At 72.9% G+C, this 17,375-nt stretch carries 14 protein-coding genes; 6 read left to right on the forward strand and 8 right to left on the reverse strand.

Features of this window, described 5'->3' with window-relative positions:
* The first annotated feature begins 8 nt into the window (after positions 1-8).
* Positions 9-623 (forward strand): HEPN domain-containing protein, encoded by a 615-nt coding sequence (locus tag ACFWIS_RS22035; protein ID WP_380451255.1) that lies wholly within the window; start codon positions 9-11, stop codon positions 621-623.
* Positions 624-1,299: 676 nt separating this feature from the next.
* Complete coding sequence (locus ACFWIS_RS22040; RefSeq protein ID WP_380451253.1) at positions 1,300-2,265, forward strand: YDG/SRA domain-containing protein; 966 nt, start codon at positions 1,300-1,302, stop codon at positions 2,263-2,265.
* Positions 2,266-2,331: 66 nt separating this feature from the next.
* Here ACFWIS_RS22040 and ACFWIS_RS22045 read toward each other — a convergent pair whose 3' ends face one another.
* Positions 2,332-5,112 carry an ATP-binding protein gene (locus ACFWIS_RS22045; RefSeq protein WP_380451251.1) on the reverse strand — a complete coding sequence of 927 codons (2,781 nt, stop codon included), beginning with the start codon at positions 5,110-5,112 and terminating at the stop codon, positions 2,332-2,334.
* Positions 5,113-5,340: 228 nt separating this feature from the next.
* Here ACFWIS_RS22045 and ACFWIS_RS22050 point away from each other — a divergent pair, with 228 nt between their 5' ends.
* The 4 genes from ACFWIS_RS22050 (at position 5,341) to ACFWIS_RS22065 (ending at position 10,202) form a co-directional block, all read left to right on the forward strand.
* A complete protein-coding gene (locus ACFWIS_RS22050; protein WP_380451249.1) occupies positions 5,341-5,718 on the forward strand; it encodes a nuclear transport factor 2 family protein in 378 nt (125 codons plus the stop codon).
* A gap of 249 nt (positions 5,719-5,967) precedes the next feature.
* Positions 5,968-7,482 (forward strand): MFS transporter, encoded by a 1,515-nt coding sequence (locus ACFWIS_RS22055; RefSeq protein WP_380451247.1) that lies wholly within the window; start codon positions 5,968-5,970, stop codon positions 7,480-7,482.
* Positions 7,483-7,662: 180 nt separating this feature from the next.
* Complete coding sequence (locus tag ACFWIS_RS22060; protein ID WP_380451245.1) at positions 7,663-9,510, forward strand: S9 family peptidase; 1,848 nt, start codon at positions 7,663-7,665, stop codon at positions 9,508-9,510.
* Positions 9,507-10,202, forward strand: coding sequence for a hypothetical protein (locus ACFWIS_RS22065; protein WP_380451243.1), 696 nt, complete (start codon positions 9,507-9,509; stop codon positions 10,200-10,202). The genes ACFWIS_RS22060 and ACFWIS_RS22065 overlap by 4 nt, the downstream gene beginning before the upstream one ends.
* Before the next feature lie 6 nt (positions 10,203-10,208).
* Here ACFWIS_RS22065 and ACFWIS_RS22070 read toward each other — a convergent pair whose 3' ends face one another.
* The 7 genes from ACFWIS_RS22070 to recR form a co-directional block, all read right to left on the reverse strand.
* Entirely contained in the window at positions 10,209-11,036 is an 828-nt protein-coding gene (locus ACFWIS_RS22070) for an SURF1 family protein (protein ID WP_380451242.1), read from the reverse strand.
* A gap of 62 nt (positions 11,037-11,098) precedes the next feature.
* Positions 11,099-12,259: a hypothetical protein gene (locus ACFWIS_RS22075; protein WP_380451240.1), complete on the reverse strand. Its 1,161-nt coding sequence runs from the start codon at positions 12,257-12,259 to the stop codon at positions 11,099-11,101.
* The gene (locus tag ACFWIS_RS22080) at positions 12,252-12,797 is read right to left on the reverse strand and encodes a SigE family RNA polymerase sigma factor (RefSeq protein WP_380451238.1); all 546 of its coding nucleotides are present in this window, start codon (positions 12,795-12,797) and stop codon (positions 12,252-12,254) included. The genes ACFWIS_RS22075 and ACFWIS_RS22080 overlap by 8 nt, the downstream gene beginning before the upstream one ends.
* 417 nt (positions 12,798-13,214) lie before the next feature.
* Positions 13,215-14,276, reverse strand: coding sequence for an aspartate-semialdehyde dehydrogenase (locus ACFWIS_RS22085; protein WP_380451236.1), 1,062 nt, complete (start codon positions 14,274-14,276; stop codon positions 13,215-13,217).
* 28 nt (positions 14,277-14,304) lie between these two features.
* Positions 14,305-15,585 (reverse strand): aspartate kinase, encoded by a 1,281-nt coding sequence (locus ACFWIS_RS22090; RefSeq protein ID WP_188307118.1) that lies wholly within the window; start codon positions 15,583-15,585, stop codon positions 14,305-14,307.
* Positions 15,586-15,934: 349 nt separating this feature from the next.
* On the reverse strand, positions 15,935-16,642 hold the full coding sequence (locus tag ACFWIS_RS22095) for a DUF5063 domain-containing protein (RefSeq protein WP_380451234.1): 708 nt from the start codon (positions 16,640-16,642) through the stop codon (positions 15,935-15,937).
* A complete protein-coding gene (recR, locus tag ACFWIS_RS22100; RefSeq protein ID WP_188307117.1) occupies positions 16,635-17,234 on the reverse strand; it encodes a recombination mediator RecR in 600 nt (199 codons plus the stop codon). Before recR ends, ACFWIS_RS22095 begins: the two co-directional genes overlap by 8 nt.
* Positions 17,235-17,375 lie beyond the last annotated feature (141 nt).

A 17,375-nucleotide genomic window follows, 5' to 3' on the forward strand; every position in this document is an offset into this window, starting at 1 on the left:
GCTCGACTGTGGACCTCCTCGACGAACTGAAGAACGATATAGCCGAGCTGAAGTCTTCATTACTGCCCGATGATGTCCTTCAGGTAAAGGCTCCCGACGACCTAACTCGCCGCCAAGAGCTGCTGATCTCCTCTTTCGTAATTCTCTCACATGCGCACATTGAAGAGTTTATTGAGAACCTCTTCCTTGAATATGTCGAGAATCGAGAAAAAGAGATTACGGACGCGACCGTGCCTCACTGCTTCGTCAAACTGGCACTGCACTTCTCTCCGGACTTGATTGGTCAAGGCGCCGGAAATAAGTTCCCGACACGCCAAATCTGCACGACCGCCAAGAATCTGTATATCTCAAAGGTGATTAATACAAATCACGGACTCAAGGAATCCAATGTAGGAGCCCTCGCCAAGCCGCTCGGAGTCCACGGAGAAAAGCTTTCAAATACGTGCGAGCAGCTCTTTGTCACATTGAATACACTTGGCGGCAAACGGGGCCGCATGGCTCACACTTCATCTCGAAATCAATCTGCTAGCGAAACCGTCTATGCTAGTCAAGCTATCGTTTGGGTCGAAGATGTCATCAACCTAGCGCATCAACTCAACAACTATCTGCGCTCTGGACATTAAGCTCCGGCAGTAGCGCATCGAGCTGCGCTACACCCTGACGCCCCTGCCGGCAGCCGGACCGAGTGTCTTACTGCGCTACAACGGGTGCGCACCTTGGCGGACGGCCACGGACGGTAGGGAACCGTTCTGGCAGGTCAGCGGCGCTACCCGCCGAGGTCAGGCGGGTGCCCAGGTTGCTTCGGGACGAAGAGGCCGTGGGTTCAAATCCCGCCACCCCGACCCAGTTCAGAGGGCCCATCGGAGACATCCGATGGGCCCTCTGACGTTGTGTCCGGAAGAATCCCGGTGACCGGGACGGCGCGCCCCGGCGGTGACGCCCATCACCTGAGCGCCGAAGCCCGCGGCGGGAAGCGGCACCACTTCTCCTACCAGGAGCACCCCGCCCTCGCGCACCTGGCGTACATGACGCTCGACGATGCGGGACGACAGAGGATCTGGCGGGAACCGTGCGGCCAGGCGTTCCGCACCCGGTTCGGCGGACACTCCCGACCTGGTGGTCTGGGCGGTCGACCGCCCAGCACAGACTCCTCAAGGTCACCGGGATGAGCCGCTAGGCGGTGCCGCACGGATCGATGGCTAGCGTCGGCAGGTGGAACCGCAACGGGTCGATGCGCGTTCCGCGATACGAACGTCAACCCCTGGTACATCGGTTCTTGACGCTGAGAGGCCTGGAGCTTTGCCGAACGGAACAGTCCCCACCCCACTCGATGGCTTCGACGGCTTCGGAGCTGTGCCCGGAATAGAAGTAGGGCGCATCTTCGTCAACCGGAGCGCACTCGCCAAGGCCAAGGTGCACCGGCCTTTGCAGGCGGGCATCTGCGGCACGGCCAAGAGCGGGGCCGAGTCCATCGTCGTCTCTGGGGGCTACGAGGACGACCAGGACCACGGCGACTTCATCGTCTACACGGGGCAGGGCGGGCGCAATCCGGATACGGGCCAGCAGGTCAGCGACCAGGAGCTCACACGGGGCAACGCTGCGCTCGTCACCAGCATGACCTTGGGAAGCCCGGTGCGGGTCATCCGCGGCGCAGCAGGCGACCCCCAGTACTCACCGATGACCGGCTACCGCTACGACGGGCTCTTCCGGGTCGACGAGTGTTGGCACGAGAGCGGCCGGGCGAAGTACCGGATCTGGCGCTATCGGTTGGTACGGATCGACCCCGCCCAGGCTCCGGCTCCCAAGCTCACACTCGTGGAGCCCGTTGGCAAGACCAAGCCGACGCGTACGGAAGCGATGATCCAACGGGTGGTGCGCAGCAGCAGAGTTGCGAACTTCGTGAAGACAACGCATGACTTCACCTGTCAGGTGTGTGGGATCCGCCTCCAGACACCGATCGGCGCCTACGCCGAGGCGGCTCACATCCGCGGGCTGGGGCAGCCGCACGACGGTCCCGATGTCACGGGCAACGTGCTGTGCCTCTGTCCGAACCACCACGCCCTGTTCGACTTCGGCATGTTGAGCATCGCGGACGACCTGACGATCACTGACCTCGCAGCCGGCACCACGATCGGGAGACTCCGCGAGGCCGTGAACCATCGGATAGACCGGGATCACCTGGCCTATCACCGGGAGCACTACTCGCCGGGGTGGAAGCACTCTTCAACCGCCTCAGCAGACGATGTCGTCGACACCGAAGACTGAAGACCGACGGGACCGGGGCCTTGTCGAGGGATGCTCGGCAGGGCCCCGAGGCGTGTGCCGGGCGGATCAGAGGGTGGTGGGGAGGGCGGTGCGGGAGGTGATGCCGAGTTTCGGGTAGGCCTTGTAGAGGTGGTGGGCGACGGTGCGGGGGCTGAGGAAGAGCTGGGCGGCGATGTCGCGGTTGGTGAGGCCGGCGGCGGCGAGGCGGGCGATCTGGAGTTCCTGGGGGGTCAGGGGGTTCGGGGTGGTCAGGGGGGTCTGGGCCGGGGCGGGGGTGCCGGTGGCGGAGAGTTCGGTGCGGGCGCGGGTGGACCAAGGGTGGGCGCCGAGGCGGTCGAAGGTTTCCAGGGCGGCCGTGAGGTGGGGGCGGGCGTCGGTGCGGCGGCGGGTGCGGCGGAGCCATTCGCCGTAGAGCAGGGCGGTGCGGGCGTGCTCGAAGGGGCGGTTGGTGGTGACGTGCAGGTCGAGGGCGGCGCGGTAGGCGGGTTCGGCGAGTTCGTCGGGGCCGAGCAGGGCCTGGCAGCGCAGGCGTAGGGCTTCGGCCCAGGGCCGGTCGGCGGCGCGGGTCCAGCGGGCGAAGCGCTCGTAGGGCTCGGCGACGCGGTCCGGGGTGCCGAGCCGGACGGCGGCTTCGACCAGGTCGGGGACGGCGCGGGTGGCGCTGACGTGGTGCCGGTGGGAACCGGTGGTGAGGGCGTGCAGGCGGTCGGCGGCGCCGGCGGCGCGGCCCTGGCCGAGGTCGAGCAGGGCGAGTGCCCAGTGGGCCCAGGGGCGGCCGGCGGCGGGAGCGGCGGTCTGCGGGCCGGTGGTGGCGAGGGCGGCGGTGGCCAGTTCGGTGCAGCGTTCGGTGCGGCCGTCGAGGGCGGCCAGGTAGGCGAGCAGGGCACTGAGTTGGCTGACCCATTGGTGCTGGCCGGTGTCCTGGGCGAGGACGAGCGCCTCGGTGGCGGTGAGTTCGGCGTCGGCGTGGCGGCCGTGGAAGAGTTCGGCCTCGGCGAGGAAGAACTGCAGGGTGGGCATCACTCCGAGGGTGCCCTTGGCGCGGGCTTCGGCAACGAGTTCGCCGCCGAGGTCGACGGTCTCCTCGTCGCGGCCGAGGACGAGGGTGGCGCCGCAGAGTTGGACCAGGTCGGCGGGGCTCTCGGCGCCGGCCCGGCGAGCGGCTTCGACGGCCTCCCGGGCGGGCGGCGGCGGGGTGGCGGTCCGGCCGAGGGCGGGAAGGACCGCGGCGGGCAGGTAGCGGGCCAGCGGGGCGAGGGGGTCGCCGGCGGGCAGCGGGAGGGCGGCGAGCCGGTCGAGGACCTCGGCGACCGGCTCCTCCCCGGCGTACCAGGCGGCGTGGAAGGCCTGGACCAGCATCCGGGCGGCGTGGGCGGGTTCGACGGCCTCGGCGGCCGCGGCGGTGCCATCGGCGGCGAGGGCGAGGGCGGCGTCGGTCAGCAGCCGGTAGGCGGTCGGGTAGGAGCCGCGCCAGAAGTGCGCGGTGGCCCGGACGTGGTCCAGCAGGGCGTGCGCTAGAACGCTGTCGGTACGGGCGGCGGCCTCGTCGGCGAGCGCTTCGGCGCGCTCCAACTCGCCTTCCTCAGTGGCGGCTTCGGCGGCCAGGACGAGCCGGCGGGTGGCGGCGTCGCGGTCGGGGGTGAGCCGGGCGGCGCGTTCGTAGGCGGCCGCGCCGCCGTGACCGCCGCGTCGGCCGGCGCGGATGGCGGTGCGTTCCAGCGCGTCGGCGAGGCCGGCGTCGGGGACGGTCGCGGCGAGGGCGAGGTGCCAGGTGCGGCGGTCGCCGTCGGGCAGTGCCCCGGCGATGGCACGGTGGACGGTCAGCCGCTGGTGGTGCGGGGCTCGTTGGAGGATCGCGGAGCGCAGCAGTGGGTGACGGAAGGCGATCCGGCGGTCGGGGGTGACGGTGACCAGGCCGGATTCCTCGGCAGGGGTGAGGTGTTCGGCACCGACGCCGAGCGCGGCCGCGGCGGGCAGCAGGACGTCCAGCTCGCCGCTCTCCTCGGCGGCGGCGACCAGCAGCAGGGTCTGGGTGACCGGGGGCAGACCGGTGACCTGGCCGTGGAATGCGATCAGCAGACGACTGGTGAGCGGCAGACCGCCCGCGGCGTGGGCCTGCGGTCCGGTGGCGACGGGGAGTTCGGTGAGGGCGAGCGGGTTCCCGGCGGCCTCGGCGAGCAGTCGGTCGCGGACGGCGGCGGGCAGGTCGGGGCCGGCCCGTTCGGTCAGCAGCCGGGTGGCGTCGGTGTCGGCCAGGGCGGCCACCCGTAGTTCGGGCAGGCCGAGCCGGTGGTCAGCGGGGGCGCCGGGTTCGGTGCGGGCGGCGAGCAGCAGGGCGACGCTTTCGGCCTGGAGGCGGCGGGCGGCGAGCAGCAGGGCGTCCAGGGAGGCGCGGTCCAGCCACTGGACGTCGTCGAGCACGCACAGCAGCGGCTGATCGGCGGCGAGTTCGGCGAGCAGTCCGAGGGTGGCGAGGCCGACCAGCAGCCGGTCGGCGGGCGCTCCGCCCGGACCACCCGGACCACCCGGACCGGCCGGAGGCGCGTCGCCGAGTCCGAACGCCGCCTCCAGGGCGCGCCGTTGCGGCCCGGGCAGGGCGTCCAACCGGTCCAGTCCGGGTGCCAGCAGCAGGCTCAGCCCGGCGAAGGGCAGTTCGGCCTCGTACTCGACGCCCGCCGCCCGGATCACCCGGAACGTCCGGCCCGCTCGCGCGACGGCGTCGTCCAGCAGGGCGGTCTTGCCGATCCCCGCCTCGCCCCGGAGCAGCAGCGCTCCGCTGCGGCCGGTCCGTGCCTGTGCCAACAGCCCGTCCACGGCGGCCTGTTCGTGTTCCCTCCCGTACAGCATGCCCCCGACCCTATCGAGCTGGTCGCCGGCGTTCCGGCGCAACGGCCCACCTGAGCCGGACGGATGCCACGGCTGAGCAGGCCCGACGGTTACCGCCTACGTAGGCCGGGCGGGTACCTACGTACCCCCGTACCGATCCGTGACTGATTCGCCCGCCGGCGCCCGTCCGTACCTTTGTGAGCAGCGGGAACGAGCCGCCAACCACCCACCGGAACACGGGAGATGACCATGACCGAGATCACCGCCGCCGCCCTCCAGCAGCTCGCCGAGCGCTACCTGGCGGTCTGGAACGAGACCGACCCGGCCGCCCGTCGCAAGCTGATCGACGAGGTGTGGGCCGAGGACGGCCGCTACACCGACCCGCTGGCCGCCGTGGTCGGCCGGGACGCGATCGACGCGCTGATCGGCGCAGCCCAGGCCCAGTTCCCGGGGCTGCGGTTCACCCTCGGCCCGGTGGACGCGCACCACGACATCGCCCGGTTCACCTGGAACCTCGGGCCGGACGGCGCCGAGCCGGTGGTGATCGGCTTCGACGTGCTGGCGGCCACCCCGGAGGGCCGGATCGGCACCGTGCACGGCTTCCTGGACCGCGTGCCGGGGGTCTGAGCCCTGGACGGACGTCCGGACAAGACGGACGTCCGCGTCAGACAGACGTACGTGTCAGACGGACGGGCACATCGGAGGTGAGACGGACGTACGTGTCAGACGGACGTACGAACAACCCCGGCGTCCGAGCCCCGGCCGGACCGCTCCGGCGGGGCGCCGCACCCCCACGGCGGCGCCCCGCCCGCCCCCTGACAACCCCTGACAGCCCCTGGTAGCCCCGCAGTAGCGCCCCCTGGAGGAGAGCCCGAGATGAGCACCGCCCTGGACACCCGCCGCCGCGTCGCGGCCGCACCGGCGGCACCAGCCGCCCCAGCCGCCCCCAGGGGCCTGCTGCCGGTCGTCCTGACCGCCACCTTCATGACCGCCCTCGACACCTTCGTCGTCAACGTCGCCGTCCCTTCCGTCCAGGCCGACCTGGGCGCGGGCCCGGCGGTCGTCCAGTGGGTGATGGCCGGCTTCGGCCTGGCCCTCGCCGTCGGGCTGGTCACGGCCGGCCGGCTGGGTGACCGTTACGGTCGGCGCCGGGTGTTCGCGCTCGGCCTGGCCCTGTTCACCCTCGCCTCGGCGGGTTGCGGCCTCGCCCCCACCGCCGCCACGCTGGTCGGCGCCCGGGTCGCGCAGGGCCTGGCGGCCGCGCTGATGGGCCCGCAGGTGCTGGCGATCCTGCGGATGGCGTTCGACGGCGCCGCACAGGCCCGGGCTTTCGCCCGGTACGGGCTGACCATGGGCATCGGCGCGGTGTTCGGCCAACTGATCGGCGGGCTGCTGGTCCGTGCGGACCTCTTCGGTCTCGGCTGGCGCAGCTGCTTCCTGATCAACCTGCCGATCGGCCTGGCCGCGCTGGCGGCCGTCCGTCGCTGCCTGCCGGAGTCGCGGGCCCCGCAGCGGCCGGGGCTGGACCCGGTCGGGGTAGTGCTGGTGACCGTCGCGCTGACCACCCTGGTGCTGCCGCTGATCCAGGGCCCGGGCCTCGACTGGCCGCTGTGGACGGTGCTCTGCCTGGCCGCAGCGGCCGTCCTGCTGGTCGCGTTCGCCGTCCACCAGCACCGCGCCACCACCACCGCCGCCACCACCGGCACCACCGCCGCCACCGGCACCACCGCCGCCACCACCACCGACACCACCGCCGCCACCCCGCTGGTCGACACCCGGCTGTTCCGCAGCCGGGCCTTCGGCACCGGGCTGCTCGCCCAGCTGGCCTTCTGGCTCGGCCAGGCCTCGTTCTTCCTGGTCCTCGCCCTGCACCTGCAGCTGGGCCGGGGGTTGGACGCGCTCGGCGCCGGGCTGGTGTTCACCGCGATCGGCCTCGGCTACCTGCTCACCTCGAACGCCACCCACCGGGTCACCGCCCGGCTCGGCGAGCCCCGAACGATCACCGTCGGCGGTCTGCTGATGGCCGTCGGACTGGGCCTGCTCGCCCTCGCCGCGTACGGCGCCGCCGACGGCAGCGTGTGGTGGCTGGCGCCCGGGCTGTTCGTCGACGGCCTCGGCATGGGCCTGGTGATCGCCCCGGTCACCACCGTCGTCCTGGCGGCCGTCGAGCCGCAGCTGGCCGGTGCGGCGGCGGGGGTGGTGGCCACGGTGCAGCAGGTCGGCGGCGCCGTCGGGATCGCGCTGATCGGCCTGGTCTACTACGGCTCCGGCGACCCGACCGCGGCCTTCGGGCGCAGCGTGGCGGTGCTGGCGGTGCTGGAGCTGGTGCTGGTGGGCCTGGTCCGGCTGCTGCCGCGCCGTTCGCCGACGCCCGACCGGCTCGGGGAGTGAACACCTCACCGGCCCGCAGAGGCCAACACCTCACCGGCCCACAGGGGCCAACACCCCGCCGACCCACGAAGGCCATCGCCCCGCGGGCACCGGGGGGAACGCCGCGAGGACGAGGGGCGGGCGGGGGCGAACCCCGCCCGCCCGTTCCGTACCGTCGCCCCGATCGGGTTGGATGGTCGGATGAGCGAGGAGAAGAGCGCCGCACCGGCGTGGGAGCAGCGGTTCAGGGCGGCCCGGGTGTCGCTGCCGGACTGGGCCGAGGACGCCCCCGACCGGGCGCTGTACGTGTCCAACGCGACCGGCACCTACGAGGTCTACGCCTGGGACCGCGCCACCGGCGGCCACCGCCGGGTCACCGACCGCCCGAACGGCACCACCGACGCCGAGCTGTCTCCGGACGGCGACTGGATCTGGTGGTTCGACGACCACGACGGCGACGAGTTCGGCGTCTGGCGCCGCCAGCCCTTCGCGGGCGGCCCGGACGAGGAGGCCGTGCCCGGCCTCGCCGCCTCCTACTCGGCCGGCCTGGCGCTGGGCCGGGACGGCACGGTGGTCGTCGGCCGGTCCACCGACGAGGACGGCACCACCCTGCACCTGCGCCGCCCGGGCGCGGCCGAGCCGGTCGAGATCTACCGGCACGAGGAGTACGGCGGCGTCGGTGACCTCAGCCACGACGCCACCCTGCTCGCCATCGACCACACCGAGCACGGCGACGCGATGCACTCCGCCATCCGGGTGGTCCGGCTCACCGCGGCCGGGGTCGAGACCGTCGCCGAGCTGGACGAGGTCACCGGCCGGGACGAGCCGCGCGGCGTGGCCTGCCTGGGCTTCGCCCCGGTCGACGGCGACACCCGACTGCTGGTCGCCCACCAGCGCACCGGCCGCTGGGAGCCGATGATCTGGGACGTCGCCACCGGCGCCGAGACCGCCCTCCCGCTGCGCGACGAGCGGGGCCGTGAGCTGCCCGGCGACGTCTCCGCGCAGTGGCGCCCGGGCGCCGCGGAGCTGCTGGTCGAGCACGAGTACGAGGCGCGCAGCGAGCTGTTCACGTACTCCCTCGCGGACGGCCGGCTGACCCGCCTGGAGACCCCACGCGGCACCGTCGGCGGCGCCACCGCCCGCCCGGACGGCACCGTCGAGTACCTGTGGTCCTCGGCCGCCGATCCCTCCGCGGTCCGCTCGACGGCCGGCGCGGTCGTGCTGCGGGCGCCCGGCCCGGTGCCGCCCGGCTCCGTCCCGGTCGAGGACGTCTGGGTGGACGGGCCCGGCGGGCGGGTGCACGCCCTGGTGCAGCGCCCGCGGACCGGCCCGGGCCCGTACCCGACGGTCTTCGAGATCCACGGCGGCCCGACCCACCACGACAGCGACTCGTTCGCGGCCGGCCCGGCGGCCTGGCTGGACCACGGCTTCGCGGTGGTCCGGGTCAACTACCGTGGCTCGACCGGCTACGGCCAGGCCTGGACCGACGCGCTGCACGAGCGGATCGGCCTGATCGAGCTGGAGGACATCGCGGCCGTCCGGGAGTGGGCGGTCGCCGACGGCCTGGCCGACCCCGACCGGCTGGTGCTCACCGGCGGCAGCTGGGGCGGCTACCTGACCCTGCTCGGCCTGGGAGTGCAGCCCGACAGCTGGTCGCTGGGCGTGGCCGCGGTGCCGGTGGCGGACTACCACACCGCGTACGCCGACGAGATGGAGGCGCTGAAGTCGCTGGACCGCACGCTCTTCGGCGGCACCCCGGAGGAGGTGCCGGAGCGCTTCACCGCCTCCTCGCCGCTGACCTACGTCGAGCAGGTGCGGGTGCCGGTGTACATCAGCGCCGGGGTCAACGACCCGCGCTGCCCGATCCGGCAGATCGAGAACTACGTCGAGCGGCTGGAGCAGCTCGACAAGCCGCACGAGGTGTACCGGTACGACGCCGGGCACGGCTCGCTGGTGGTGGAGGAGCGGATCAGGCAGCTGCGGCTGGAGATCGACTTCGTCCGGCGTCACCTCGGCCTTCCGGACGGCAGCACCGGAGGCGCTGGGTGAGACGTCTGCTGACGCTCGCGGGGGCGGCGGTGGCCGGGGTGCTGGTGCTCAGCGGCTGCTCGGGCTCGCACGGTGACGAAGGGGCCTGCCCGCCACCCCCGGCTTCGATTGCGCCCAGGCTCACGTCCGCCCCCGCCCCCGCCCCCGTGCCCGTGCCCGCGTCCACGTCCTTGCCCACGCCCGCGCCCACCGGCTCGGCGACCAAGGCGAGCGCGCTGGGGGCCGGGTCGTCGGTGGTCCGGGCGGAGTTCGCGCCGGGCGCGACCGAGCCGGGTGCGGACGAGGACGTCGCCGAGCGCAGCGGGTCGCACGGCGGCTCGCACGGCGGGAGCGGCTCCACAGGGTCGTCCGGTTCCAAGGGCTCCGGGTCCAAGGGCTCGTCCGGGTCATCCGGCTCAAGCGGGTCAAGCGGGACGAGCGGGTCGAGCGGCGGCGGCACCACGCACCACCACATCGACCACTACGGCACGACGGTCGGCACCGGCGGCCGCGGTCACTGCCGCGGCGGGAGCGAGCCGGCGGGCGACGACATGGCCTCGCCGTTCGGTGACGACCCGAGCCCGGCGGCCACGTCGCACTCCCCCACCGCGCCCGCGGCGCAGTCCCCCGCCGCACCCACGGCCCAGGGGCCGGCCGCGACGCCGACCAAGCCGGCGCCCACGCCGCCTCCGGCAGGCAAGCCGGCCCGGTAGCCGGGGTCAGTCCAGGACCGGGTCCAGTCCCAGGGCCCGGTCCTGCGCCGCTTCCGCCGCCTGGCGCATCAGCCGGAACCACATGAAGATCACGAAGCCCGCGAAGACGAACCACTCCAGGGTGTAGCCCAGGTTCTGGAACGCCCGCAGGGTGAGCCCGTCGCCGCCCTGCGGCTGCACGGTCGGTACCGCGGTCAACCCGGCGGGCACCTGGTCTGCGGCCACCCAGCCGTCGTACCAGCCGTCGTACGCCAGCACGTTCAGCAGCGAGGCCCGGTTGATCATGCCGAGCTGTCCGGCGGGCAGGCCGCCCGCCACCGCGCCGTTGCTGCCCACCGCCTCGTTGGCCTGCAGCCGCCCGGTCACCGTGACCTGCCCGGTGGGCGCGGCCTCGACGGCGGAGGCGGCACCGGGGGCGGCACCGGGGGCGGCACCGGGGGCGGTCCCGGACGGGTCGCCGGCCGCCCAGCCCCGCACCACGGCGACGGCGTGTCCGTCGGCGGTGCGTAGCGGGGTGAGCACGTAGTAGCCCTGCTTGCCGTCCAACACCCGGTTGGGGACGAGGAGTTGGTGCTCGGTGTCGTAGCTCCCGGTCACCGTGACGGGCTTGCCGACGGTCTCCGTGGTCACCTGCGGGGTGGCCGGGCCGAGCAGTGCGTCGATCGGCCGGGCTTCACCCGAAGCGGTGAGCGACTGCTTGGTCTCCTGGTGGGTGGAGACGCGGTCCTCGAACCGGCCGAGCTGCCAGGAGCCCAACCAGACGCAGACCGCCACAGCCGCCACGGCCAGGGCGGTGCCGCCCAGCCAGCGCGGAGTCAGGAGGAACCGGTACACACCCCCCACGGTAACCACTCCTCACACCGGGCCGGACCACAGGGTCCGCCGCAGCGGGCCGCTCAGCCCGTCGCGGGCGCCCCGGTGGACTGGGGCGCGGAGCCGCCCGCCGGCTGCACCCCGCCCCGGTAGAGGGTGCCCCCGCAGTCGACCGGCAGCGAGGCGGTGGCGGCCACCGGACTGCCGGGGGCCGGGGTGTGGGCGATGGTGGCGGTGGCCGGCCCGCCGGTGGGCCCGCTGCTCGGGGTGGCCGTCGGGCTGGGCGCCGAGGTGGGTGCGGAGGTGGGCGAGGAGCTGGCCTGCGGGTTGCCGCTGGGCGCGGCCGAGGCGCCGCCGGCCGGGGCGGCGCCGGAGGAGCCGCGCGGGGCCTGGGTGGTCAGCGAGGCCTGGTTGACGCTGTTGGTCGGCGCGGTGGTGGCGCCGCCGGAGCTGCCGCAGCCCTGGTCCGGGATCCACGCGAACGGCACCCGGTACCCGGTCTGGGGTGCGAGCACCGGGGGTTCGGCGTCCATCGCGGGCAGGCTGACGGCCGGGTCGCCGGGGGTGTGGTCGGCGGTGCGGACCCGGTTGCGGTCGGTGCCGTTGACCCCGGTGACGGCCACCGCGCCGGGCCCGCCGAGGCGGCAGCTGTGCCCGGAGACGTTGTACACGGTGAAGGAGCCGTAGATCCGGCCCTGGGAGTCCGCCGGGCCTAGCTGCGAGGCGCCCTGCCCGAGGTCCGTCCGGGTGCACAGCGGGACGATCCCGCCGTCCGCGGTGCCGGTGGCACCGGTGGGGGTGGCGGCGCCGGGGCGGGTGGTATCCGCGCCGGGGCTGGGTGAGGCGGTGCCGGAGGCCGTCGCGGGGCCGCTGCTCTGGCCGCCGGGGCCCGGGTGCGTGCCGGTGCCGGTGGTGCCGCCGCCGACGGCGCTGCCGCCGGGGGCCGCGAGGGTGGCGCCGTCGGCGTCCGCCGAGCCGGGCCCGCCGGAGAGCCCCAGGTGGTCGCCCTCGTGCAGGACGGGCAGGGCGATCGCGACCGCCAGGGCCAGCGCCGCCGCTCCGGTCCAGGCCCCGCGCCGGGCGGCCCGCCGCCGGGGTACGGCCTGCCGGATCCGGGGCAGGGCGCCGACCCCGGGTTGGATCCCGTCCACCGCGTGGTGCATGAGCCGGCGCAGCGCCCGTTCCTCGGCGGAGAGGTCCGGGAGGTCGTCGTCGGCGGGCCACTGCCTGGTGCCGTCAGCCATGTCCGGCCTCCATCTGGATCCGGAGGGCGGCGAGTCCGCGCGAGCCGTACGCCTTCACCGAACCGAGTGAGATGCCCAGGGTCTCGGCGACCTGCGCCTCCGTCATGTCCACGAAGTAACGCAGCACCAGAACCTCCCGCTGACGGCGTTGCAGACCCTTCAGCGCGGCCTTCAGCTGGTCGCGCTCCAAGGCATCGTAGGCACCTTCTTCTGCACTGGCCATGTCAGGCATCGGCTTCTGCAGCAGGCGCAGGCCGAGGATCCGGCGTCGCAGCGTGGAGCGCGACAGGTTGACCACCGTCTGTCGCAGGTAGGCCAGGGTCTTCTCGGGCTCGCGCACCCGGCGCCGGGCGGCGTGCACCCGGATGAAGGCCTCCTGCACGACGTCCTCACAGGTGGAGAGGTCGTCCAGGAGCAGCGCGGCGAGCCGCAGCAGGGAGCGGTAGTGCGCCTGGTAGGTCTCGGTGAGCAGGTCCTCGCTGGTACCCGCGTCGGTACCGGCACCGGAGTCCGCCGCACCGGGTGCGGCCGCGGTCATCTGGTCGTCTTCCGGCCTACTCGCAACCCACGGAGTGCGCGACGGGAACACCACCACGGCTCTCGCCGGGATGCCCGCCGTTCCCCCCACCATCACGTTCGCCACGCCCGTTGGACACTCGATCCCCTGTCATGGTTGCCCAGCCCGGGGGCCATTCTTCCGCATCGGCGGAAGAGGCCTCCAGGGGATTCCCACGGGATTCCGGACAGATTGTGTCGAGGAGCGGACACAGGTCCGGACATCCTCGGGCACAAAGGGCCCTCCGGCACCGGCTGATGACGGACCCTGGACCTCCCCCGCCGTCAGCTCATCCCGTCTCAGGACCGCCCGCGGACCGCCCTCGTTCCGTCCCCGGACCGCTCCCCAGAGCGTCCCCGGACCGCCCTCAGCCAGTGCCCGACCGCTCCCGGGCCGCCCTCAGACCGCCGGAACGGTCAGCTCGCCGGCCACCAGCTCGGCGATCTGCAGCAGGTTGAGCGCGGCCCCCTTGCGCAGGTTGTCACCACAGAGGAAGAGGTCGAGCGCATCCGGTTCGTCCAGCGCCCGGCGCACCCGCCCGACCCAGACCGGGTCGGTGCCGACCACGTCGTTCGGGGTGGGGAACTCCCCGGCCGCCGGGTCGTCGTAGAGGACCACCCCGGGCGTCTCGCGCAGGATGTCCTGCGCGTGCTCCTGGCTGACCTCGCGTTCGAAGCGGGCGTGCACGGCCAGCGCGTGGGTGCGGACCACCGGGATGCGCACGCAGGTCGCGGAGACCCGCAGCGCGGGCAGACCGAGGACCTTGCGGGACTCGTCGCGCAGCCCGAGCTCCTGGGCGGACCAACCGCCCTCGCGCAGGCCGCCGGTCCAGGGCACGGCGTTGAGGGCGAGCGGGGCCGCGAACGGCCTCTCGTCGGCGATCACCGCGCGCAGGTCACCGGTCTGCCGGCCGACCTCGGTGCCGGCCACCAGCGCGGTCTGCTCGCGCAGCGCCGCGGTGCCGGCCCGGCCCTCGCCGCTGGCGGCCTGGTAGGTGGCGACCACGAGCTGCTCCAGCCCGTACTCGGCGTGCAGCGCGCCGACCGCCGCGACCAGCGCCAGCGTGGGGCCGGCCGGACTGGCCACGATGCCGCGCGGCCGGATGCGCAGCGCGGCCGCGTTGACCTCGGGGACGACCAGCGGGACGTCCCCGGCGGTACGGAAGGCGGCCGAGTCGTCGACCACCACGATGCCCTTGGCCGCCGCGATCGGCGCCCACTGGGCGGACACCTCGTCGGGGACGGCGAACACGGCGACGTCGATCCCCGCGAAGGCCTCCTCGGTCAGCGGGACGACCGGGACCGGCTCCCCGCGCACCACCGGCGTGCGGCCGGCCGAGCGCGGGGAGGCGATCAGCCGGACCTCGCCCCAGACGTCCTGCCTGAGCGAGAGCAGGCCGAGCAGCACCTCGCCGACCGCGCCGGTGGCGCCGACGACGGCGAGGTTCGGACGCCGGGTCACCGCCCGGTGCCCCCGCCCGGCTGCCGGGTCATCGACCGGTGCCGCCGTAGACGACGGCCTCGTCGCTCTCGCTGTCCAGACCGAAGGCGCTGTGCACGGCGCGGACCGCCTCCGGCACGTCGTCGGCGCGGGTGACCACCGAGATGCGGATCTCCGAGGTGGAGATCAGCTCGATGTTGACGCCCGCGGCGGACAGCGCCTCGAAGAAGTTCGCCGTGACGCCCGGATTGGAGCGCATGCCGGCGCCGACCAGCGAGATCTTGCCGATCGCGTCGTCGTAGCGCAGCGACTCGTAGCCGATGCCCTCCTTGACCCGGCCGAGCGCGTCGATGGCCTTCTGGCCCTCGGTCTTCGGCAGGGTGAAGGAGATGTCGGTCAGGCCGGTCGAGGCGGCGGAGACGTTCTGCACCACCATGTCGATGTTGACCTCGGCATCGGCGATGGCACGGAAGATGCGCGCGGCCTCGCCCGGCTTGTCGGGCACGCCGACGACCGTGACCTTGGCCTCGGAGGTGTCGTGGGCGACCCCGGAGATGATGGCCTGCTCCATCTCGCCCCCTTCGGGCTTGTTCGGGTTGTCGTTGCTGACGATCGTCCCGGGAAGACCCGAGAAGGACGAGCGTACGTGAATCGGGATGTTGTAGCGGCGGGCGTACTCCACACAGCGGTCGAGCAGCACCTTGGAACCGGACGAGGCCAGCTCCAGCATGTCCTCGTAGGCGATCCAGTCGATCTTGCGGGCCTTCTTCACCACGCGCGGGTCGGCGGTGAACACGCCGTCCACGTCGGTGTAGATCTCGCAGACCTCGGCCCTGAGCGCGGCGGCCAGCGCGACGGCGGTGGTGTCCGAGCCGCCGCGGCCCAGCGTGGTGATGTCCTTGCTGCTCTGGGACACGCCCTGGAAGCCGGCCACGATCGCGATGTTGCCCTCGTCCAGGGCGGTCCGGATGCGGCCCGGCGTCACGTCGATGATGCGCGCCTTGTTGTGGACGGAGTCGGTGATGACACCGGCCTGACTGCCCGTGAAGGACTGGGCCTCGTGCCCGAGGGATTTGATCGCCATGGCCAGCAGCGCCATGGAGATGCGCTCTCCAGCGGTCAGCAGCATGTCGAACTCACGGCCGGCAGGAAGCGGTGACACCTGCTCCGCGAGTTCGATGAGCTCGTCCGTCGTGTCGCCCATCGCGGACACCACGACGACGACCTCATGGCCGGCCTTCTTGGCGTCAACGATTCGACGGGCAACGCGCTTGATGCCTTCGGCATCCGCAACGGATGAGCCGCCGTACTTCTGCACGACAAGGCCCACGTGCGCTCCTCGACTAGTGTCGTTTTCCGGGGGCTCCAAGCCCCCGTACCCCCGGGGGAAAGGGGGGTGCGGTCCGCGCCAGTCTACCGAGCAGGGGTGCTCTGACCGGCGCTTTCCATATGATGAGACGGCCGTTTCAGCACGTGGGCGGTGGTACGGGCGGTGCCACCGGCAGGTCTGCGGGGCGTCCGGCGCCGCTCCGAAGAATCCTCGGACGAATGCCCGCTGCCGCGGCCGGATTTCTCTTCCGGGCGGATTGCTGAGGCATTCGTCACAATCGCCGAACGCCCGGGACCGTGGTCGGTCCAGGGCGTTCGGGGCGGCGGGCCTGCGGCCGTCGGGCCGCGGATCAGCGGCCGAGGCCGAGCTCGGCCGCCATCAGGTCGCCCGCCTGCTGCTCCAGCTGCTCGTCGGTGAGCCCGTCGTCGTCGATGTCCGCGCCGTCCGGCGCCGCACCGATCGGGCTGTCCAGCCGGACGTGGGCGATCAGCGACTGCAGCGCCCGCAGCACCGCCGTGCAGGTCGTGCCCCAGTTGGAGAGGTACGAGAACTGCCACCACCACAGCGCCTCGCTGACCCGGCCCTCGCGGTAGTGGGTCAGACCGTGCTGGAGCTCGCTGACCACGCCCGCCAGGTCGTCCGAGATCCGGAAGGCGTTCGGCTTCTCCGGCGGGCCGTACGGGTCGAAGACCTCGTGGTAGACGTCGATCGGCGCGAGCAGCCCGGCGAGGCGCTCACGCAGCTGCTCGCCGTCCGGCTCCGGGCCGGCGTCGGGCTCGAAGCGGTCCTCCGGGACGACGTCCTCGATGGCGCCCAGCCGGCCGCCGGCCAGCAGCAGCTGCGAGACCTCCAGGAGCAGCAGCGAGACCGCGCTGCCCGGTTCGTCGCCCTTGGCGACCTCGGTGACGGCGAGCACGAAGCTCTCCACCGAGTCGGCGATCTGCACGGCGAAGTCGTCCGGCTCGGAGCCGCGGCCGTGGGTGTGCGGGGCGTGGCCCTCCGGCTCCGGATGGGGCTGCGGGCCGTGGGGCTGCTGGTTGATCGTCCGGTCAGACATCGAGCAGTCGTCTCCCTTCGAAGGCGCGGCCGAGGGTGACCTCGTCCGCGTACTCCAAGTCCCCGCCGACGGGCAGTCCGCTCGCCAGCCGGGTCACCTTCAGGCCCATCGGCTTGCAGAGCCGGGCCAGGTAGGTGGCGGTCGCCTCCCCCTCCAGGTTGGGGTCGGTGGCCAGGATCAGCTCGGTGACCGTACCGTCCGCGAGGCGCGCGAGCAGCTCGCGGATGCGCAGGTCGTCCGGGCCGACGCCCTCGATGGGGCTGATCGCGCCGCCCAGCACGTGGTAGCGACCGCGGAACTCACGGGTGCGCTCGATGGCGACGACGTCCTTGGGCTCCTCGACCACGCAGATGACGCCGAGGTCGCGGCGCGGGTCCAGGCAGACCCGGCACTGCTCGGCCTCCGCGACGTTGCCGCAGACCGCGCAGAAGCGGACCTTGTCCTTGACCTCCAGCAGCGCGTGCGCCAGGCGGCGCACGTCGACCGGGTCGGACTGCAGCACGTGGAAGGCGATCCGCTGGGCGCTCTTGGGCCCGACGCCGGGCAGCCTGCCCAGTTCGTCGATCAGGTCCTGAACCACGCCCTCGTACACGTCGCGCCTTCCCTCGGATGGTCGGTGGTGCTCCGGTGCCATCATCCAACGAATCGGGCGTCGGACACACCGGCCGACGCCCGACTCCCATCGAAATCACATGGATCCGTCGTCTGAACTTCAGATCCATTCAGACCCAGA

Origin of the sequence: Kitasatospora sp. NPDC127060 (assembly GCF_042724935.1) — a bacterium.
Taxonomy (GTDB): Bacteria; Actinomycetota; Actinomycetes; order Streptomycetales; family Streptomycetaceae; genus Kitasatospora.